The 20,350-nt window shown below is 48.0% G+C and carries 16 protein-coding genes and 2 tRNA genes; 2 read left to right on the top strand and 16 right to left on the bottom strand.

The window, feature by feature from the left end:
• The first annotated feature begins 6 nt into the window (after positions 1-6).
• The gene (locus E0E47_RS08105; protein ID WP_008625757.1) at positions 7-870 is read left to right on the top strand and encodes a helix-turn-helix domain-containing protein; all 864 of its coding nucleotides are present in this window, start codon (positions 7-9) and stop codon (positions 868-870) included.
• 9 nt (positions 871-879) lie between these two features.
• Positions 880-2,448, top strand: coding sequence for a hypothetical protein (locus tag E0E47_RS08110; protein ID WP_130893408.1), 1,569 nt, complete (start codon positions 880-882; stop codon positions 2,446-2,448).
• Here the strand turns inward: E0E47_RS08110 and ispF are convergent.
• From ispF to mutL, 16 genes are all read right to left on the bottom strand, one after another.
• On the bottom strand, positions 2,435-2,914 hold the full coding sequence (ispF, locus tag E0E47_RS08115; RefSeq protein ID WP_130893409.1) for a 2-C-methyl-D-erythritol 2,4-cyclodiphosphate synthase: 480 nt from the start codon (positions 2,912-2,914) through the stop codon (positions 2,435-2,437). The genes E0E47_RS08110 and ispF overlap by 14 nt on opposite strands.
• Positions 2,915-2,930: 16 nt before the next feature.
• Positions 2,931-4,109, bottom strand: a complete 1,179-nt coding sequence (gene porV / locus E0E47_RS08120; protein WP_130893410.1) for a type IX secretion system outer membrane channel protein PorV — start codon at positions 4,107-4,109, stop codon at positions 2,931-2,933.
• 46 nt (positions 4,110-4,155) lie between these two features.
• Entirely contained in the window at positions 4,156-7,959 is a 3,804-nt protein-coding gene (gene porU, locus E0E47_RS08125) for a type IX secretion system sortase PorU (protein ID WP_130893411.1), read from the bottom strand.
• A 4-nt stretch (positions 7,960-7,963) separates the two neighbouring features.
• Positions 7,964-8,581, bottom strand: a complete 618-nt coding sequence (locus tag E0E47_RS08130; RefSeq protein WP_130893412.1) for a fumarylacetoacetate hydrolase family protein — start codon at positions 8,579-8,581, stop codon at positions 7,964-7,966.
• A 154-nt stretch (positions 8,582-8,735) separates the two neighbouring features.
• Positions 8,736-9,560, bottom strand: coding sequence for a translation elongation factor Ts (tsf, locus tag E0E47_RS08135; RefSeq protein WP_008625764.1), 825 nt, complete (start codon positions 9,558-9,560; stop codon positions 8,736-8,738).
• Positions 9,561-9,594: 34 nt separating this feature from the next.
• Positions 9,595-10,413 carry a 30S ribosomal protein S2 gene (gene rpsB, locus E0E47_RS08140; RefSeq protein ID WP_130893413.1) on the bottom strand — a complete coding sequence of 273 codons (819 nt, stop codon included), beginning with the start codon at positions 10,411-10,413 and terminating at the stop codon, positions 9,595-9,597.
• Positions 10,414-10,535: 122 nt separating this feature from the next.
• Positions 10,536-10,922 carry a 30S ribosomal protein S9 gene (rpsI, locus tag E0E47_RS08145; RefSeq protein WP_008625766.1) on the bottom strand — a complete coding sequence of 129 codons (387 nt, stop codon included), beginning with the start codon at positions 10,920-10,922 and terminating at the stop codon, positions 10,536-10,538.
• A 6-nt stretch (positions 10,923-10,928) separates the two neighbouring features.
• The gene (rplM, locus tag E0E47_RS08150; protein ID WP_008625767.1) at positions 10,929-11,390 is read right to left on the bottom strand and encodes a 50S ribosomal protein L13; all 462 of its coding nucleotides are present in this window, start codon (positions 11,388-11,390) and stop codon (positions 10,929-10,931) included.
• A 207-nt stretch (positions 11,391-11,597) separates the two neighbouring features.
• A complete protein-coding gene (locus E0E47_RS08155) occupies positions 11,598-12,119 on the bottom strand; it encodes a GNAT family N-acetyltransferase (RefSeq protein WP_008625768.1) in 522 nt (173 codons plus the stop codon).
• A gap of 434 nt (positions 12,120-12,553) precedes the next feature.
• Positions 12,554-13,957 (bottom strand): asparagine--tRNA ligase, encoded by a 1,404-nt coding sequence (asnS, locus tag E0E47_RS08160; RefSeq protein WP_130893414.1) that lies wholly within the window; start codon positions 13,955-13,957, stop codon positions 12,554-12,556.
• A 24-nt stretch (positions 13,958-13,981) separates the two neighbouring features.
• Positions 13,982-15,370: a pseudouridine synthase gene (locus E0E47_RS08165; protein ID WP_130893415.1), complete on the bottom strand. Its 1,389-nt coding sequence runs from the start codon at positions 15,368-15,370 to the stop codon at positions 13,982-13,984.
• 82 nt (positions 15,371-15,452) lie between these two features.
• On the bottom strand, positions 15,453-16,799 hold the full coding sequence (gene purB / locus E0E47_RS08170; RefSeq protein WP_130893416.1) for an adenylosuccinate lyase: 1,347 nt from the start codon (positions 16,797-16,799) through the stop codon (positions 15,453-15,455).
• A gap of 140 nt (positions 16,800-16,939) precedes the next feature.
• Positions 16,940-17,017: transfer RNA gene (locus E0E47_RS08175), tRNA-Val, on the bottom strand.
• 37 nt (positions 17,018-17,054) lie between these two features.
• Positions 17,055-17,129 (bottom strand) — tRNA-Val (locus E0E47_RS08180).
• Positions 17,130-17,268: 139 nt separating this feature from the next.
• A complete protein-coding gene (trpS, locus tag E0E47_RS08185) occupies positions 17,269-18,363 on the bottom strand; it encodes a tryptophan--tRNA ligase (protein ID WP_130893417.1) in 1,095 nt (364 codons plus the stop codon).
• Between the two features lie 134 nt (positions 18,364-18,497).
• Positions 18,498-20,348 carry a DNA mismatch repair endonuclease MutL gene (mutL, locus tag E0E47_RS08190; RefSeq protein WP_130893418.1) on the bottom strand — a complete coding sequence of 617 codons (1,851 nt, stop codon included), beginning with the start codon at positions 20,346-20,348 and terminating at the stop codon, positions 18,498-18,500.
• Positions 20,349-20,350 lie beyond the last annotated feature (2 nt).

Below are 20,350 nucleotides of genomic sequence, written 5' to 3' on the forward strand. Positions count from 1 at the left end.
AAATCTATGAACAACGACATCGACCAAATGCACTTCCTCGTGCTTCATATCGGAGAAGCTTGTTGCAGAGAGAATTGGAACTACAAAAACATCTGTAGTCCGTTCACCCGAATATATTACGTAACGAAAGGCTACGCACAAATCGAGTTACCCGACAAAAAACAAGATTTGCACCCCGGATTTATGTATATTATTCCGGCCTTTACCACACACAGTTACGTTTGCCATGGAGAGTTTTGCCATTATTATATCCACATCTATAATGAATCCGACCACGATATTCTGGAAGACTGGGAACTCCCGACAGAAATCCGGACGGCAAATGAAATGCTTTCCTACATCCGGAAATTGAATAAACTGTGCCCGGGATTGGAACTTACGCAAACCGATCCGCAATATTATGACAATAGTCCGGCACTTACCCGCAATATCCTGAAGAACAAACAGCGGGAACTGTATGCACGGGTGGAATCCCGCGGCATCATCTACCAATTATTGGCAGAATTCCTGCATCAGGCACAACCGAAAAAATACGTAGCCGACGAACGTATCACCCGGGTTTTGGCTTATATACGCACGCATCTGAATGCCAAACCGGACATTGAAGCTTTGGCTACTCTATCCTGCCTGTCCAAAGACCACCTGATCAGAATCTTCAAACGGGAAATGAGAATGACACCTTTATGCTATATCAACAAGAAAAGAATGGAGAAAGCACAACTTCGCCTAGTGACGGAGTTGACTCCAATTAAGGAAATAGCTTACCAACTGGGCTTTGAAGACCAAGCTTATTTCAACCGTATCTTCAAAAAAACGACGGGACTGACTCCGATGAATTACCGTAAAGCTTATCATAACCAAACATTATAAGAAACAAACATGGAAGAACCGACTTCTCTCCCTGCACATTGGACACAAAAGACATGCTGCGCATGGCCCATCCTCCTCGTTTTCTTTTTGGCCCTTCTCACCAGACTATATTGGATACACGAAAAGGAATACTTATACGGTGATGACCCTACCTCTATCAGCCTTGCTTACAACCTACCAGGGTGGGGGAAGAAGACATTTGAGGTCGGACAAATCCTTACAGGAAAGGAGCTACGCCAACAATGTTACATCGATGACCGTGGAGGACCGGAAGGCTTGTGGGATGATTTGGCCGCATTACATCATGACAATAGGGACGGCTCGCATGCCAGCCTCTATTATATGGCACTACGTTGTGCGCTGACGGGAGTGAACACCCCATCGACAGACGTGCTTATCCGTCGCTGTTGCGGGTTGAACCTTGTGTTTTTCGGCCTGTCTTTCCTGTCCATGGTACTCTTCTTGCGCATGTTATTTCCCGGAAAAACCATGTTGACGGCTTTCTGCCTGCTATTAGCCTATATGAATCCTGTATCCGTTTCAAATGTCCTACAGGCTCGCGAATACCTCATGGCTGAATGGCTGTTTGCCCTTTGGGCCTATTGGTGCCTGCGAGCAGCCTCACGCATCCACAACCAACAGACAATTTGGACACCAGGCATTTCCATAGGTGGTCTTGCCATATCAGCCGCCTTATTGTCATGCGGATACTTCAATGCCTTGTTCTTCGGATTTTCCCTCTTATGCCTTGCAGTATACAGCTACCGTCAACACGCTTACAAGGACTTGGGCTTTTACCCGGTCCTGGGAATAGCCAGCCTACTCTTATGCGTACTCCTTTATGAAGGTTTCTTCAATTTCCTGCATGATGCCCGCGCAACGGAAGTAGCAGATAAAATGCAAGGCAGTGACTGGCTTAGCAATTTGAGACTTACCGTAATAGGATTGGCCTACATCACCGCCTTGCGCATACTCACCCCCGTATGGGGAATAGCCATTATTCTCTGCTTGGCAACTCTCCTTGTTCGCAAACCGAAACAACCGTTCCATTTCCACCGGTTACCAGGTGCATGGCTATTTGCCTGCACTATGGCATGGGCCGTAGTTATCATGTGGATGGCCAACTGGAAAGCGACTCGGTATATCAGCCCTTCCGTTCCGCTGTGCTTAGTGGCTGTGGCTTACTATCTCGCCTTGGTCTTGCAGCGCGCCCCCAAAGTCTTGGCCGGCATATTCGTGGCAGCGTTTATTGCTTATGCATGGTGCGAACGCCCCATGGAATACGTGAATCGCACCTCGGACAGAGAATGGCCTTCACACGCGAAACGTATCTTGCTTTACGGTCCCGACCACGAGGAAAAGAACACCCTTCTCCTCATAACCCACTTCATCGGTGACAAACAAGAAATCGCCATCGTGGAACATACGGCTGACATCCGGCATTATGCCGCAGAAGAAGACACGACCATCTACGTGTACGGTGCAAAAAGCAGCCTGGACTTACAAGCCGAACCGGGATATAAAATGGAAAAAGTGTTCGACGATTGGTTGAGCGTCTATACTTTTAACTTTCAATAAGCACGGTAGCGTATGCAGAAATACCTTCTTCACGCCCAGTAAAACCTAACTTTTCTGTCGTTGTGGCTTTTACAGACACGTCATCTGCATCAATGCCCATCACATCAGCCAGACAAGCTTGCATGGCGGGAATATGAGGTTTCAACTTCGGACGCTCTGTACAAACCGTGGCATCGACGTTTCCCACACGGTAGCCTTTCGTGCCAATCAGTTCCACCGTCTTGCGCAACAAGATTTTACTGTCGATGTCACGAAACTCCTCTCCCGTATCCGGAAAATGATAACCGATATCTCTCATATTGGCTGCCCCGAGAAGGGCATCGCAGATGGCATGAATCAAGACATCAGCATCACTATGCCCCAACAAGCCCATGAAATGATCCAAACGGACACCCCCCAACCATAATTCACGTCCTTCTACCAAACGGTGTACGTCGAAACCGAAACCCACTCTAATCTTTCCCATGATTTACCCTTTACGATTAACGACGGCGACCGAACAAATCTTTCATGCCGTCCAAATCAAAACCTAAAGTGAAACGCATGGTCTGGTCAAGCGGATTGCTTTGAGCCGTAGAGAATACATAACCGGCATCCAACGAGAATACACTCATCCGAAAACCGGCTCCCACGGTGAAATACTTGCGGTTTCCCTTGTTTTCGCTCTCGTGATGGTAACCGGCGCGAAGCGAAAAGCGGTCATTATAGATATACTCCAGGCCCATGCTCCATTGTATCTCTTGCATTTCTTCCTTAAAACCGTTGGGAGCATCACCGAAACTCTTGAAAATACCGGCAATAGGGGATATATCGTAATAATCCCGCTGTACACGATCCGTATAATCCTGATCGGCCTCGCCTTCGTTCTGTTTCGGATAAGTCGGCACCAAAAGCTTATTGGCATCAGCCGCAATGGAAAACTTGTTATACTCATTTATAGGAATGAGGAAATTGACTCCCAAACGCAAATTCGTCGGGATGAACTCGGAGTTATCATCTCCACCGTAAGAAATCTTACTACCGATATTACTGATGTTCAACCCGATGCCCATGTTCCACTCCCGCGTACGCCCCGTAAAATAACGGTTCCAATAAAGTGCTATGTCCGCAGCAAAAGCTTTACCGGGACTCGTCTCATCAGAATAATCGTATGTAATGTCTGACAAAATGAAACGCAAGGCAACCGCAGCCGAGAAATTCTCGCTCAACATTCGAGAATAAGCCACATCCACCGACATTTCATACGGGCTGATTGTCATGTCACCTGTCCCATCATCTGTGCTGCTCGTAGAAACTTCACCCAAAGAAAAGTAACGCAAAGAAGCACTCAACGCCTGATAATCACCAATACGGTAGAAACCGCTCACGTATGCCAGGTTTATATCATTGACCAACTGGCGCAACCAAGGCGTATAATTCACGGCAACTCCTGCCCGTCCGATACAAAAAGGGTACTTGGCCGGATTCCAATACTGCGAACTCACGTCCGGATCCGTAGCCGCCCCAAGGTCGCCCATCGCACCGCCACGCGCATCCGGTGCGATGGATTGAGAGGTCACACTGGTGGTTACGGGGTTGAACATGTTTTTTTTGTCCTGTGCATGTAGCGACAACATCGTGCCACCCCACAGGCACAAAATAGCAAACAGATATTTCTTCATACTGGTTTTCTTTCTTTTTCACATGATAAAATAACGCGAGGCTTTTCTATTTATTGCCCAGTATAATGATTTTATTCGCACGGGAAACAGCCTTGCTATCCGACGTGGACACATAAGCCCTATACAGATAGACCCCGGTGGAAAGCGGCATGCCGGTAGATGTCGTCAAATTCCAATCCACCCGATAAATACCGTCTTCCGACATGCCCTGTTCCGTATGCGTCCAAAGTTTACGTCCTGCAAAGTCGAACACTTCGAGCGTAAACTCGCATTCCGCACCCGGACGGTCGTAACGCATAATAAACGTAGTCTGCTCACGGGCAGGATTGTTCGTGCAAGTCAAATTTATCAAATCAGGACTAAGACTGCTGTCCACATTAAAATCCAAAGTCACGGTGGAGGAATTATTCATCACATCCCATGCCCGGAAAGTCAAGGTATGCTTGCCATTCGGCAATGCAGGTATGACGTAAGCCAGTTGCCCCCTCCGGTAATCACCGAAATCACTTACGTAATCATTATTCAAAATATAAGTCATAGCAGGATCTCCGTCTATCGTAAGCTCCAAATCATGCCCCACAGCCGTATTGGTCACATTAATCCCACTCTCGTCTTCCAACAATGCCACGAAATAAGGTGAAGCGTTAACCGTTCCCCCTGAAATGAAATCCTCACGGTTCAGATAAGCCGTAATCTTCGGCCCTTCCTTGTCTCCGGACAATTCATCACTGCTACCGCCCACCGTCACATTTTCCGTATACCCGTTAGCCTCACGCCGCTTCTCATTGTCAATCGCGTACAACAAAACCCGGCCGGCCTCTCCTGAATACTTGATATCCATCGGTATCGGAAACGTAATGGTAAATTCCCCCTTCTTAATGGAATCGCTACCAGTATACAAACGTTTGTCACGCGTGACATAAACCACGGCAGAATCCGCCTCCCCATCATTATTCAAACAAGTAATAACACTTTCACTATCATATATCATTGCAGAAAGCACACCCGAGTAATCAGGCAACCGGGTACCTGACATATCTGTAACGTGCCCGGAAACACGGGCTATACTTCCTGCTTCAAAATTGGCAAAAGGCAAATCATCCCCGATTTGTGTCCCGTTAATACTATCTATCACGAGTTTGTATTCTGGTACGCCGAGTTTCAAAGCCGGGTCACCCAAAAGGACATAATGGAGTTTGTTAACGGTACCATCATTATTATGTATACAACTAACATATCCTTCACAAACCTCGCAATAATGCGGTGAAAGCAATTCTACTTTAGCCAAACGAACGGCATCTCCTACGGTATTGCGCCGACCATTCATATCTTTCCCCAAGACAGACTTTGTGAAATAACGATTCATCAAACTGTTGGGCGTGGAATACACCGTCCGGGTGGTTCCGTAAAAAGCCACGGCAGCCCCTTTCGGGTTCAGCACAGCCCGCTCTCCGATATTGTCTTCCATCATATCAAAAGGATTCACATCACAGGCAGCCGTAATCCACAACGGCAAATTAGGTGAAGAAAAAGAAGAAAAATCAGCCAGTTTCAGCACCAACTCATGCGACAACTCACGCGGGTTTCCATGACCCGAATAATTCATCATCAGGCATCCCTCCTCCATCTGTTGCTTAATGTCCGCCGTCACAGCGGGGTAAGAATATCCGGAAGCACTGGCTTCCCTTTTATAAGCATCCCAATAAATACGGTTTACCTGCATGTCGGCATGTTCTTCTTCCACCTGCTTTGCAATAAGTTCGGCCTTCACTATATGGTCATTGTTATCTCCATCGTCACCCATCACACAAATCACATTTCTCCAAGAGCCGGCATACTTGTTCTCCATATAACCGACGGTCTTGTCCACCAAAATCTTGGCTTCTGCCTCCGTTGTAACTGGGAAACGGCCGATTCCCAAATCCACCTTATCCATCATCAAATCACCTCCTTCACCATCATCCAAAAGCCCGAAATAGTCTTCCATCACGAAACTGGAAGTATGGCTGAGAGAATTCTCCGATTCGTAACAAAGCAGATAATCATCCGGATTAAGGCCACGCGTGTCGGCTGTTACCATACGGTTGTCCCATACACCGTCGCCGAATAACAAAAGGTAGCGGGGCATATCGGCATCTGTCGCCGCACGATCATACAGCATTTTCATAAAACGGCGATAGGCCGTAGCATCCGGTGTACCGGAAGAGAATTCATTATAAATCTGGTCGGCACGTACAATTTGTACGCGCAAGCCATCCAGACGCCGATGAGCCTCGGCCAAGCGTTCCGCCTGCGCATAAAGTTTGCCGCTAGCCGGAATGATGATAATCATGTCGGTAGCAGGCATAGCATGCAAATTTTGATTGGACACCTCACCGATATAAGACGGTGATGGAAAATCCGCATTCACATCCACTGCCACATATTCCAAGGTCGGATCGGATACAGGAACCGTATAGGTGGAACCGGACCATGTGCCTTGAAACTCCACCATAGGATTGCCCCTACGTCCCAAACACCACAACTTCAATCCGCTCCTCCCATTAGCATCTATCACAAAATTACTGGAGGAAGTTTCTGTATGACGAATATACAGAAAAGCATCCCGCATTTTGAGTCGCCTGCGGTAACACAACTCGAGATAGCCCAAACGGGCATCTACCCCGGCCGTAGAAACCAAAGTGACTTGGGTCCCCGTCGTTCCTTCACGCAAGGTATTCAATGTATAAGTCTGGGTTCCCTCCTTGGCAGCATCGTATTCTCCAGACGCCGTAATTGTTATAGGATTCAATGGCACGCCGTCCACCGTCGGCTGCACGGAAGAACTTCCGCCAGTGGTATGTGCCGTAAAATTCACTTTCAAAGAACCACCCGCAGAGGCAACGGGATCCACGACCGGCAACTGATAAGTATGCGAATTGGAAGAGGCGTAACTGACAGACTCGTAAAAGTTACGCCCCGACTGGTACCATGCATATTCTTCTTTTTTATATAATACATTTGCCGGTGTGTAATCCAAATTTTTCTGTGGAGAGCCGGACACGGATGTAACTCCTATAGTTTTGGGCGAATCACCCTCCGTAAGAAAGTAACAAGCTTGTTTTGCAAAAGTATTCACACGGTGGGTCGCCCGCCCCCTACGGTCCGTAGCCGACCACGAAATCACCCCCTTGCCGAAAAACAGAAGTCCCCGTTCATCACGATAAAGAGGGACTTCTTCCAAATCGTCAAAATCCGTATCGGCATCTATCACTTCGTCCTGCACATGCCCCCCATAGCCATACAACTTCACCCGGGAAGGATCATTAAATCCCATCCGCTTCAAATCAGCAGCAGTCAGGCGGTACACCCCATCTTCCGTAATACCGATCTTCACCCAACGCCCCTGCGACAACACCGAATTAGCGGCATATCTTTCCGCTGCCGTCTTTTCCTCCGCGACCGACAAAGCCCTCGTATGTGCTTTCGGACTGCGAACTATATTCATTTTGAAACTCGCCAACTTATAATATTTCCCTCCACGCCGTACGATTGGGACAAAAGCCACATCCAACACACCCTTCTTCCGGCTTACCGCCACTTGGCAATAAACGTCCGGATTCTCCGGCAAGTCCTTTCCCCATACAGCCACACGCTCCGCTTCCGTTGCGGTCAAACGGACATATTCAGGATAATCCAAACGGACTTCGTAGCGGAAACCACGGTAATCCTCGTCCAAAGGAATCACTTCCGTATATTGGACCGGCAGTGTATCTGGACGCAATATATTCCAATCTACATAAGTAAACTCCTGTGCCCACAAACGTGACATGCACGTCAGAAGCAAGAATATGGCTGTCTTTAATCTCATTCTTTCACCTCACATTAAAATCCAAAACTTTTCGTTCCTGGATATACCCCTGTAAATGTTGGCCCACAGCTACAGGCCCTACCCCCGAAGGCGTGCCGGTAAACAGCAAATCACCTATCTTCAGCGTATAGAAGCGGCTGACGTATGCGATAAGTTCATCTACCGCGAAGAGCATGTCGCCCGAATATCCTTCCTGCACCGTATGCCCGTCAATATCCAAATGGAAAGGTATCTGCTGGATATCCGGGAGTTCTTCCTTGGACACAAAATCCCCGACGACCGCAGAACTGTCGAACCCCTTGCAAAGTTCCCACGGCAGCCCCTCCTTTCTGAACTTCCTCTGCAAATCCCGTGCCGTAAAATCAATCCCCACCGTCACTGCATCATAATAACGATAAGCAAAACGCGGAGCGATGTTCTTGCCTAACCGGCAAATACGGATCACTAATTCAGTTTCGTAATCACACTGTTTCGTGAAATCCGGGATAAAGAAAGGTTTCCCATCCTTCAACAAAGCCGAATCCGGCTTTGCGAAAATTACAGGTTCTTCCGGTTTATATAACGTTCCGTCAAGCTCTTTATTGTGCTTGGCATAGTTCATGCCTACTGCCAGTATCTTCATGACCCTATCTCCTTTTAAATTATACTGCAAAAATACAGATTTATTCTCTACAGCCGCACGCCTTAAAGCTAATAACGCTATTTTAACAAAAAAAGAGCAGGACAATCCGTCGGGATGTCCTGCTCTTCCTCAAAATATATTCGCGTATGAAAAATTATTCGGCACGCAAGGTAAAACGCTTGAAAGCTGTCACCGTACAATCCTTGTCGGCACCCTTCAAATAGTCTGCCACGCTTACCTTATCGTTCTGGATGAAAGCCTGTTTCAACAAGCATTCTTCCTTGAACAGCTTATTCAGACGTCCGGTAGCAATCTTTTCAATCATATTCTCAGGCTTGCCCTCCTGACGTGCCTTGTCAGCAGCGATTTCTTTTTCCTTAGCCAATACGTCTGCCGGATAGTCGCTTTCGTCAATCGAACGGGGATTCATGGCTGCAACCTGCATGGCTACTGCGTGACCATATTCCTCGGCCACTTTCTTGTTCAAAGCAACCATGGTGCAAAGTTGGTTCTTGTTCTGATGGTTGTACACAGCGATGTCCTCACCTTCAATCACCATATAACCGTCCAACTCCATCTTTTCTCCGGTGATACCGCTACGGTCAACCACAGCATCTGCCACAGTCGCCTTACCCATCGGCAAAGCTTTCACCTCGTCCAGAGTCTTGCATTTGTTGGCTACGGCCAAATCAAGAATGTCCTTTGCCAACTTCACAAAGTCTTCGTTCTTGGCTACAAAGTCCGTTTCACACTTCAAAGCGATAATCGCACCGAAACCATTCTCAGCCTTTACTATCACGCAACCTTCTGCAGCCTCGCGGTCTGAACGCTTAGCAGCCACGGCCTGACCTTTTTTACGAATGATTTCCATTGCTTTCTCGATGTCATTGCCTGCCTCTTCCAAAGCTTTCTTGCAATCCATCATACCCGCTCCCGACATTTGGCGGAGCTTGGTAATATCTGCCATTGTAACAGCCATAATCTTTATCTTGTATTACGTGTGATTAAATCTATTATGCTTCAGCCTCGGCCGTCTCGACAGTTTCTTCCGTAGCCTCTTCCGACTTCTCTACACGAGCCTTGGCCGTGCGTTTACGGGGTTTGTTTTCTGCCTCGCCAACAGCCTCTACATCCACTTTTTCTGCCTTACGTTCTTCCAAGCCTTCAGCGATAGCCGCACAACAAGCCTCAAGTATCACCTCCACACTCTTGTTTGCATCATCGTTTGCCGGAATAACGAAATCGATGTTGTCCGGATTTGAGTTCGTATCTACGATAGCAAACACGGGGATGCCTAAACGGTTAGCTTCGCGGACAGCAATCTGCTCTTTTAACACGTCAACCACGAAAAGTGCAGACGGAAGACGAGTCAAATCAGCAATAGAACCCAAGTTCTTCTCCAATTTGGCACGTTGGCGGGAAATCTGAAGAATCTCGCGCTTTGACAAATTGGAATAAGTCCCGTCAGCCGTCAACTTATCAATATTGGCCATCTTCTTCACAGCCTTGCGGATGGTCGGGAAGTTGGTCAACATACCGCCCGGCCAACGTTCGATCACATAAGGCATGTTCACAGCCGCAGCTTTCTCAGCTACGACCTGCTTAGCTTGTTTTTTAGTAGCAACGAACAAAATCTTCTTTCCCGATTTTGCAATCTGTTTCAAAGCCTCTGCGGCATCGTCGATTTTAGCCACAGTCTTATGGAGGTCGATGATATGGATACCATTACGTTCCATAAAGATATAAGGAGCCATTGCCGGATTCCATTTTCTTTTCAAGTGGCCGAAGTGGCAACCGGCTTCCAATAAGGTATCAAAATTAGTTCTTGACATTGTTTTTTCTTTTTTAATCGTTTACTTTCTTTTTTGTTTTCTCAACCAACCCACAGGTAGTCACTACGGAATCCCGCAGATTTAGATACTAAACGTTTATGCAGCTCGATAAACGGCCGATATTAACGTTTACTGAACTGGAATCTACGACGTGCTTTCGGACGACCCGGTTTCTTACGTTCAACAACGCGGGAATCACGTGTCATGAACCCTTCTGCACGAAGTGCCTTCTTATCGTCAGCATTGATTTTCACCAATGCGCGGGCGATAGCAAGACGCAACGCCTGAGACTGGCCGGTAAAGCCACCGCCATATACATTCACCTTGATGTCATATTTCTCTTCTACGCCCAGGGTAGACAGAGGCTGCTTTACCACATATTGAAGAATTGTAGAGGGAAAGTACTCTGCAAGGTCTCTCTTGTTAATAGTAATCTTTCCTGTACCCTCGCTAACATATATGCGAGCTACGGCACTCTTACGTCTGCCTAATGCATTAACTACTTCCATCACTTATTATTTATACAGGTTTATATCAATAACTTTAGGTTGCTGTGCCTCGTGCTTGTGCTCACTACCGGCATAGATATACAAATTACCTATCAACTGGTTCGCCAAACGATTCTTAGGCAACATTCCCTTTACTACTTTTCTCACCAACCTATCCGCGCCGTTAGGACGAGACATCAAACGGGCCGGAGTCATTTCACGCTGGCCACCGGGATAACCTGTATAACGGAGATATACGCGATCCGTCCATTTCTTACCGGTCAGCTTCACCTTGTCCGCATTGATGATAATTACATTATCACCGCAGTCCACGTGAGGCGTAAAATTCGGTTTGTACTTACCTCTCAATAATTTTGCCACCTTAGAGCCGAGACGACCTAACACTTGGTCTGTTGCATCTACAACGACCCATTCTTTCTTCGCGGTCTCCTTATTGGCCGAAATGGTCTTGTAACTTAAAGTATCCATTCTTTAATTTAAAAATAAAATTGTTACTACTAAAAAAACTTTAATTTTCCTTTTCTGCGATTCCCTAACCGCCCTTCCAGGCCAATGAAAGAGCTATTAACACGCAGGTTCTAAGACTTTTATCGTCTTTTTGATAATAATCGGCTTGCAAAATTACTACTTTTCAATCAAACGTCCAACAAAATCCACAAACTTTTTCACCTTTTCTTAGAGTTCAAGGCGCATGATATAATCATTCATATAGAACCCGTTACCGATATCGAAATCGCCTTCACGGTCGATGCGCATGCCCATACGGCGATAAAAACCAAGCGCTGGATTTTGCCGGTTCACGTTCAGCTCTATTGCCCGCGCCTCCGGACAAATCCGTCTTACATACGCCACGGCATGGCGGAACAAGGCACTTCCACAATGGCATCCCTGAAAATCAGGCAAAACATAAATTTTCTCCAAATGGAACACTCCGGCATCCTCCGGCCTCACGGACACATAACCGGCCGGCTCGTCCTCCACATATATAATAAAGTACACGTGCCCTTCTTCCGTCATTTGCCGACGCAAGTTGGCTTCGTCGTACATCCAGTGCATCATATACTCGATTTGCTCCGGTGTCAGTATGGCCTGGTAAGTAGCAGGAAAAGCTTCCCAAGCCAAGCTATTAATTAAATCACAATCTTTTATTGTAGCTTCCCTTATAGTATATCGGGGTTCTAAATCATGTATACTCATTCTTTTATGTTCCTTTATACTATGGGCAAAGATAAGGCTTTCTCATGCGTTCCACAACCCAACGCTTATTTTTCAAATCCCATCGTCGACAATTTAACATAAGGCATGCTTACAGTTATCCCCCACGCCTCCAAAAACGGACTTACCACAAAAGATATATCTCCTCCCCCCCTAAAAAGTCCATAGTTCCAACTTACAGAAAACAAGACACAGCACATCCTAAAATCAATCTCCTGAGATTGATTTTTCATTCTCAGCCGATTGATTTTTCACTTTCAGGAGAAAAAAACACCAATCTGCGGAGATTTATAAAAAGTTGTAATTCAGATATTTGCAAGATTTACGTTTCATGACAAAATGAGTGACGAAAAAAGGATGCCCGTTAGCGGGCATCCTTCTCTTATATATGTTTCCCACGCGGGAGAACAACAGGCTTAGAACTCTGCGTTCTTCGGGGTACGGGGGAATGGAATGACATCGCGGATGTTCTGCATTCCGGTGACGAACAAAATCAAACGCTCGAAACCCAAACCGAAACCGCTATGCGGACATGTGCCGAAACGGCGGGTGTCGAGATACCACCACATGTCCTTCATCGGGATATTCAGCTCCTCGATACGGGCCATCAGCTTGTCATAGTTCTCTTCACGCTCGGAACCTCCGATAATCTCGCCAATTTGAGGGAACAACACGTCCATGGCACGCACCGTCTTCCCGTCGTCGTTCATCTTCATGTAGAAAGCCTTGATTTCCTTCGGATAATCCGTCAGAATGACAGGACGCTTGAAATACTCTTCCACCAAGTAACGCTCATGCTCGCTGGCCAAATCGGCTCCCCAATATATCGGGAACTCGAACTTGCGGCCGTTCTTCACGGCCTCCTCCAGAATCTCGATACCTTTCGTGTAGGGCAAGCGCACAAAGTCGTTCTCTACCACGAAGTTCAGGCGTTCGAGCAACGTCTTGTCAATCATCTTGTTCAGGAAAGCCAAATCGTCCTGGCAATGCTCCAAAGCCCAACGCACACAGTACTTGATGAAGTCCTCTGCCAAATCCATATTGTCGTGGATGTCGTTGAAAGCCACTTCGGGCTCAATCATCCAGAACTCGGCCAAATGGCGCGGCGTGTTGGAATTCTCTGCACGGAACGTAGGCCCGAAAGTGTAAATGGCTCCCAAGGCCGTGGCACCCAACTCACCTTCCAACTGCCCGGATACGGTCAGCGAAGTCGTCTTGCCGAAGAAATCGTCGGAATAGTCTATCTTCCCCTCGTCGTCTTTCTTCAAGTCATAGAGGTTCTTCGTAGTCACCTGGAACATCTGTCCGGCTCCTTCGCAGTCGCTGGCCGTAATAATCGGTGTATGGAAATAGAAAAAGCCGTGCTCATGGAAGTAACGATGGACGGCCATCGCCATGTTATGGCGGATACGGAACACCGCACCGAACGTGTTGGTACGCAAACGCATGTGGGCATGTGTACGCATATACTCCATGCTCTGCCCTTTCTTCTGCATCGGATAATCCGAACCGCACGTACCCAACACCTCTATTTCACGGGCTCGGATCTCCACGGCTTGTCCCGAACCTACACTTTGCACCAATTCACCTGTCACACTCAGGCACGCACCGGTCGTGATGAATTTAATCAGTTCATCATCAAACTTATCCGCATCGGCCACTATCTGTACATTATTAATCGTAGACCCATCATTCAAAGCAATGAAATGGACAGACTTGCTGCCTCGCCGCGTACGCACCCAACCTTTTACATTGACCTCCGAACCGTAGTCTTCACGCTTCAGTACATCTATAATCTTTATTCTACGAATAGTTTCCATTTTTTTCCTCTTTATGATATCCTATCATTCGAACGCTCCCATACGCAACATGTTGACTTCCTGTTCTGTCAGGAATCTCCAGTCGCCCCGGCGGACGTTCTTCTTCGTCAGTCCGGCAAACAGCACGCGGTCGAGCTTCACCACACGGTAACCTAAAGCTTCGAATATGCGGCGCACAATACGGTTTTTACCGGAATGGATTTCGATGCCTATCTGTTTTTTATCGGTAGGACTGGCATACTCGATGGCATCAGCCTTGATTTCACCGTCTTCCAACGTGATGCCCTCGGCAATCTGCCGCATGTCGGCTGCTGTTACGTTCTTGTCAGTCGTCACATGGTAGATTTTCTTTTTCAGGAATTTGGGATGCGTCAGCTTGGAAGCCAGTTCTCCGTCATTGGTAAACAACAGCACGCCCGTAGTGTTGCGGTCAAGGCGCCCCACCGGATAAATACGTTCACGGCAAACATTCTTGACCAAATCCATCACGGTCTTGCGGTTTTGCGGATCGTCGCTGGTAGTCACGTAATCTTTCGGCTTGTTCAGCAGGACATACACCTTGCGCTCGATGCTCACCGGCTGTTCGTGGAACTTCACCTCGTCCGAACGCTTAACTTTCGTACCCAACTCCGTGACCACCGTCCCGTTGACGCTCACCACGCCTGCCGTGATGAATTCGTCCGCTTCACGACGGGAACAAACTCCGGCATTGGCCAAGAACTTGTTCAAACGAATCGGAGCATCCGGATCCACATTGAGTTCTTTATACTCAATCTGTTTCTTCAAGCTATATTTGGCATTGGGGTCATAATTGCCGGTACGGCGCTGCTGCGGCCTGCCTCCGCCGAAACGATTGTTCCCATAGCCGCCTTGCGGACGACGGAAACCGCCACCATTATTGTCGCGGTTGTAGCCTCCTTCACGGTTACCGTAACCGCCTTCGCGACGGTATCCACCGTTGTTCGGACGGAAGCCACCCTCACGGTTATAGCCCCCTTCTCGGTTGGCATACCCGCCTTCACGACGATACCCTCCATTATTCGGACGGAAACCGCCATCGCGGTTATAGCCTCCTTCTCGGTTGGCATATCCCCCCTCCCGATTATAGTCCTGACGGGGCTGATAGCTGCGATAAGGACGCTGGGCACCACCGTAACTACGCTGTTCGCCACCAAAGCCACGCTCTTCACGGTTGTAAGACGGGCGGAAAGGCCGTCCCTCCTGTGCACCGTCGGCCCCATTGGCCGTATAAGCACGCTCGGCCCGCTGAATCCGCGGCCGCATCACACGACCTTCGCGCACTGTGCGGTTCGTACCTTGATTGTTGTTCTCACTGTCGAATGGCTTATAGCCCTCACGGCTACGATCTGTCCTTTCAGAAGCAAAATTATCCTGCCATTTTTCGTCTTCCATACTTTTTTCCTTTCTATATAATAATTAAAACAAGGAGACTGCGTTCGCCCTCGCGGGCCATTCGCATCTCCGGTCAACATTTTTAAATACCCGTGTAAGAATGGGGCGTAATGGCACGAAGCTCTTGCTTCACCTCTCCACTGACAGCCAGCCCCTCTATGAAATTCTTAATGGATTCTTCCGTTATTGCCTGGTTCGTACGCGTCAAGGCCTTCAAAGCCTCATAAGGATGAGGATATGCCTCCCGGCGCAAAATCGTCTGGATAGCTTCGGCCACGACCGCCCAACAGTTGTCCAAATCGGCATTGATGGCCTCACGGTTGAGCAACAACTTGCGTAAACCTTTCAGCGTGCTCTGGATGGCTATTACCATGTGCCCCATAGGTACACCGACATTGCGCAAGACTGTGGAGTCCGTCAAGTCACGCTGTAAACGCGACACCGGTAACTTCATGCTCAAATGTGCCAATATGGCATTGGCTATGCCCAAATTACCTTCGCTATTCTCGAAATCAATCGGGTTCACCTTATGGGGCATGGCACTGGAACCGACCTCGCCGGCTTTAATCTTCTGTTTGAAGTACTCCATAGACACGTACTGCCAAAAATCACGGTCCAAGTCAATCAAAATCGTATTGATGCGCTTCATGGCGTCAAAAACCGCCCCCAAATTGTCGTAATTGGAAATCTGGGTCGTATACTCCTCACGCTCCAACCCCAACTTGCCTGCCACAAAATTATTGCCGAACGACTTCCAATCATAACGGGGATAGGCCACATGATGGGCATTGTAGTTCCCCGTCGCTCCACCGAACTTGGCCGTAATGGGGCACGCCTTGAGCATCTCCAACTGGCGTTCCAGACGATAGACAAATACCATCACTTCTTTCCCCAAACGGGTAGGCGAAGCAGGCTGTCCGTGTGTCTTGGCCAACATGGGCACGTCGTTCCATTCCCCTGCATACGCACGGAGTTGGGCTATCAGTTCCTCCATTTGGGGATAGTAACATTCCTCCAACGCTTCCTTGATGGACAAAGGAACCGATGTATTGTTGATGTCCTGGGATGTCAGTCCGAAATGGATGAATTCCTTATAAGCCTCAAGACCGCCGATTTTATCAAACTCTTCCTTGATAAAATACTCCACAGCTTTCACGTCATGGTTCGTCACGTTCTCTATTTCCTTCACCCGTCCGGCATCCGCTTCCGTGAAATCCCGATATATGTCACGCAAACGGGGAAACAAGTCATGATTGAAAGCAGCCAACTGCGGCAAAGGCAATTCGCACAAAGTAATAAAGTATTCTATCTCTACACGCACACGATAGCGAATAAGCGCGTATTCAGAGAAATAGGAAGCCAAAGCCTCTGTTTTACCTCTATAACGGCCGTCTATCGGAGAGATGGCCGTCAACAAATCCAATTCCATAAAAGTAATACGTATTATTTATGGTGCAAAAATAGTCTATTTTATCGGTTTGCACATATAAAATAGAGAAAACTTATCTAAAAAACAAATAACAATGACATAAAACAACAAAAGACACCCGTAAGGTGTCTCTTTATCCGTGGTGGGCGCTGAGGGATTCGAACCCCCGACCCTCTGCTTGTAAGGCAGATGCTCTGAACCAACTGAGCTAAGCGCCCCTCTTGCCCTGACACGAAAGAGAAGAAGAATCTGTAGTGGGCGCTGAGGGATTCGAACCCCCGACCCTCTGCTTGTAAGGCAGATGCTCTGAACCAACTGAGCTAAGCGCCCCTCTCTTTCGTTTCAAAAGCGATGCAAAGGTACGGCTTTTTTTCTTTCCTGCAAATTTTTGGCGCACTTTTTTTAAATAAAAATCCGTCGCAGGATTTAGCTCCTGCGACGGACGGTATTCATTTTCCCCCGGCCTATATCATTTTACACTAAAACGAGCTGCCTGCTCGGCAATCAAGGCCTCATCGTCGAAATAATTTATCTTCATGGCCTTACGCACCTCCGACAATGTGTCGGCCGCTACGGCGCGAGCCGCCTCACATCCGTTCTTCAGCATCTCATATACGGCCGGAATGTCTTGCTCGAACTCCTTGCGACGCTGACGGATAGGCTCCAATTCCTCCTGCATCACGGCTGCAAGGAATTTTTTCACCTTCACGTCGCCCAAACCTCCACGGCGGTAATGGGCTTTCAGTTCCTCCAAATCGGCATAATCCGGCAAATAACGGCCGAAATGCTCCGGACGGGAAAAAGCATCCAAATAAGTAAACACCGTATTGCCCTCCACTTGTCCTGGATCGGACACCTTCAAGTGGTTGGGATCCGTGTACATGGTGCGTATCTTCTTCTCCACCTCGTCTGCCGAATCCGACAAATAAATACAGTTACCGAGAGACTTGCTCATTTTTGCCTTGCCGTCGGTACCCGGCAAGCGCAGGCAAGCGGCATTTTCGGGCAACAGGATATTGGGTTCCACAAGCGTATCCCCGTAGATATAGTTGAAACGACGGACAATCTCACGCGCCTGTTCCAACATCGGCTCCTGATCCTCTCCCACCGGCACGGTCGTTGCCTTGAAAGCCGTAATGTCAGCAGCCTGGCTGATGGGATAAGTGAAGAACCCCACAGGAATGCTCGCCTCGAAGTTACGCATTTGTATTTCTGTCTTCACCGTAGGATTACGTTGCAGGCGCGACACGGACACCAAGTCCATGAAATAGAAAGACAACTCGCACAACTCCGGTATCTGAGACTGGATGAAGATGGTGGACTTGGCCGGATCGATGCCGCAGGCCAAGTAATCGAGCGCCACTTCTATCACGTTCTGCCGTACTTTTTCCGGATTATCTATATTGTCCGTCAAGGCCTGGGCATCTGCTTCAAAGATGAATATTTTATCGAACTGACCGGAGTTTTGCAACTCTACTCTTCTTCGTAAAGAACCTACATAATGGCCGATATGCAATTTTCCGGTAGGACGGTCTCCCGTCAATACAATTTTTTCCTGCTTCATTTTCTGTCTGTATAATTAGTTCTGCAAAGATAGTGCAAATCAAGTGCAAAACGCCAAGCTTACTTGGAATATTTGCCAAGATGCCGCCTATTTTATGAAAAGCCGCCGAGTCACCATGAAGAAACCAACAAGGCTCACCCAAAAAGTTGGTCTAAATCATCCTGCTCCAATATGGCAACAACGACCTTGCCGTCAGGGGTCTGGTTGGGGTTACGACAGACGAACAAGTCGTCTACCAAAGCCTCCATCTCTTCATTGGACAACACCTGCCCTTGCACAATGGCCGCGCTACGGGCCAACGACAAAGCAATATAATGGCGCACATCTTCCTCTACATTACATCCCTTTTCGATGGAAGAATACACAATGCCGCGCACCACCTCCACCGGATTCAACCCCTCTGTCCCTGAGGGGATGGCGTTAATGGAGAAACTTCCGCCGCCCAACACGGACAAATCAAATCCCAAGGCATGCAAATCATCCGTCAGGTGCTCTAACACAATGCCCTCTGACGGGGGCAACTGTAACATTTCAGGAAAAAGCAGCCCCTGAGATTGTCCGTTGCTACCCTCCATTTGTTTACGGTAACGGTCGTAAAGCACACGGATATGTGCACGATGCTGGTCGATAATCATCAGTCCGGACTTTACCGCCGTCATGATATATTTGCCTTTATACTGATAATGTTGGGTTGATTTTTCAAAAGTGTCCTTTGCATCCGCATACAAAGTCAGGTCATCGGGAAGGGAGGATGAGAAATCTCCTCCTCCGAAATCGTTCGTCACTACGGAAGACACACTTTGCTCCACACCCTCATACAAAGGTTCCCAATCCATCCGCTGCGATTTATAACCGGAAGAAGAGCCGGACTTAAAAGGATTAAAATCGGGATTCACCTCCAATACCGGAGCTTCGACGGTTGCCGGAGAGAAAGCATTGCCAAAGACAGGAATGTCCGGAGCGCCTTCCGTATCAAAATCAATCGTAGGCACGGCATTGAAACGCCCTAACGACTCCTTCACCGCCGCCACTATAATCTGCCAGATGGCCAGTTCGTTTTCAAACTTGATTTCCGTTTTCGTAGGATGGATGTTCACGTCGATATTGGCCGGATCTACTTCGAAATAGAGAAAATAAGACACCTGCTCACCGACGGGTATCAACTGTTCGAAAGCCTCCATCACCGCTTTGTGGAAATAAGGGTGACGCATGTAACGTCCGTTCACGAAGAAGTATTGATGGGTTCCTTTCTTACGGGCTGAATCCGGTTTACCCACGAAACCGGACAAACGGACCAAAGAAGTCTCCACATCGACGGCCAGAAGCTGCTCGTTGAGTTTCTTGCCGAAAATATTGATGATACGTTGGCGCAATGTGGATTTCGGCAAACTGAGCACGACACTGCCGTTTTGTGTCAAAGAGAAAGCTATGTCTTCATGCACCAAAGCCACGCGCTCAAATTCTTGCAATATGTTGCTCAACTCAGTCTGATTGGACTTCAAGAATTTGCGGCGTGCCGGTACGTTAAAAAAAAGATTGCGTATCAGGAAATTACTTCCCGGCGCACAGGAAACCGGCTCCTGCCCTACCAGTTGGGAGCCTTCGATATTCACGCACGTTCCCAGTTCGCTTCCGGCTTGACGGGTCCTCAATTCCACTTGGGCCACGGCTGCAATAGAAGCCAAAGCCTCTCCCCGGAAGCCCATCGTGCGCAAAGCAAACAAATCGTCGGCTTTACGTATTTTGGACGTGGCATGGCGTTCGAACGAAAGACGTGCATCGGTTTCAGACATCCCCTTCCCGTTGTCCACTACTTGAATAGAAGTCTTGCCCGCATCTTCCACCACCACGTCAATCCGTGTAGCCGAAGCGTCTACGGCATTCTCCACCAATTCTTTTATCACAGAAGCCGGCCGTTGTATCACTTCACCGGCGGCAATCTGGTTTGCCACCGAATCCGGCAACAGATGTATAATATCGCTCATCT

The sequence above is a fragment of the Paraprevotella xylaniphila YIT 11841 genome, from assembly GCF_900683745.1.
Classification (GTDB): Bacteria; Bacteroidota; Bacteroidia; order Bacteroidales; family Bacteroidaceae; genus Paraprevotella; species Paraprevotella xylaniphila.

Bases quoted from the DNA above. Each gene is read 5' to 3' on its own strand.
- mutL (WP_130893418.1), bottom strand. From the start codon at position 20,348: ATGAGCGATATTATACATCTGTTGCCGGATTCGGTGGCAAACCAGATT.
- E0E47_RS08105 (WP_008625757.1), top strand. From the start codon at position 7: ATGAACAACGACATCGACCAAATGCACTTCCTCGTGCTTCATATCGGA.
- trpS (WP_130893417.1), bottom strand. From the start codon at position 18,363: ATGAAGCAGGAAAAAATTGTATTGACGGGAGACCGTCCTACCGGAAAA.
- E0E47_RS08155 (WP_008625768.1), bottom strand. From the start codon at position 12,119: ATGAGTATACATGATTTAGAACCCCGATATACTATAAGGGAAGCTACA.
- porV (WP_130893410.1), bottom strand. From the start codon at position 4,109: ATGAAGAAATATCTGTTTGCTATTTTGTGCCTGTGGGGTGGCACGATG.
- rpsI (WP_008625766.1), bottom strand. From the start codon at position 10,922: ATGGAAGTAGTTAATGCATTAGGCAGACGTAAGAGTGCCGTAGCTCGC.
- rpsB (WP_130893413.1), bottom strand. From the start codon at position 10,413: ATGTCAAGAACTAATTTTGATACCTTATTGGAAGCCGGTTGCCACTTC.
- rplM (WP_008625767.1), bottom strand. From the start codon at position 11,390: ATGGATACTTTAAGTTACAAGACCATTTCGGCCAATAAGGAGACCGCG.
- asnS (WP_130893414.1), bottom strand. From the start codon at position 13,957: ATGGAAACTATTCGTAGAATAAAGATTATAGATGTACTGAAGCGTGAA.
- tsf (WP_008625764.1), bottom strand. From the start codon at position 9,560: ATGGCTGTTACAATGGCAGATATTACCAAGCTCCGCCAAATGTCGGGA.
- E0E47_RS08165 (WP_130893415.1), bottom strand. From the start codon at position 15,370: ATGGAAGACGAAAAATGGCAGGATAATTTTGCTTCTGAAAGGACAGAT.
- porU (WP_130893411.1), bottom strand. From the start codon at position 7,959: ATGAGATTAAAGACAGCCATATTCTTGCTTCTGACGTGCATGTCACGT.
- purB (WP_130893416.1), bottom strand. From the start codon at position 16,799: ATGGAATTGGATTTGTTGACGGCCATCTCTCCGATAGACGGCCGTTAT.
- ispF (WP_130893409.1), bottom strand. From the start codon at position 2,914: ATGGGAAAGATTAGAGTGGGTTTCGGTTTCGACGTACACCGTTTGGTA.
- E0E47_RS08110 (WP_130893408.1), top strand. From the start codon at position 880: ATGGAAGAACCGACTTCTCTCCCTGCACATTGGACACAAAAGACATGC.
- E0E47_RS08130 (WP_130893412.1), bottom strand. From the start codon at position 8,581: ATGAAGATACTGGCAGTAGGCATGAACTATGCCAAGCACAATAAAGAG.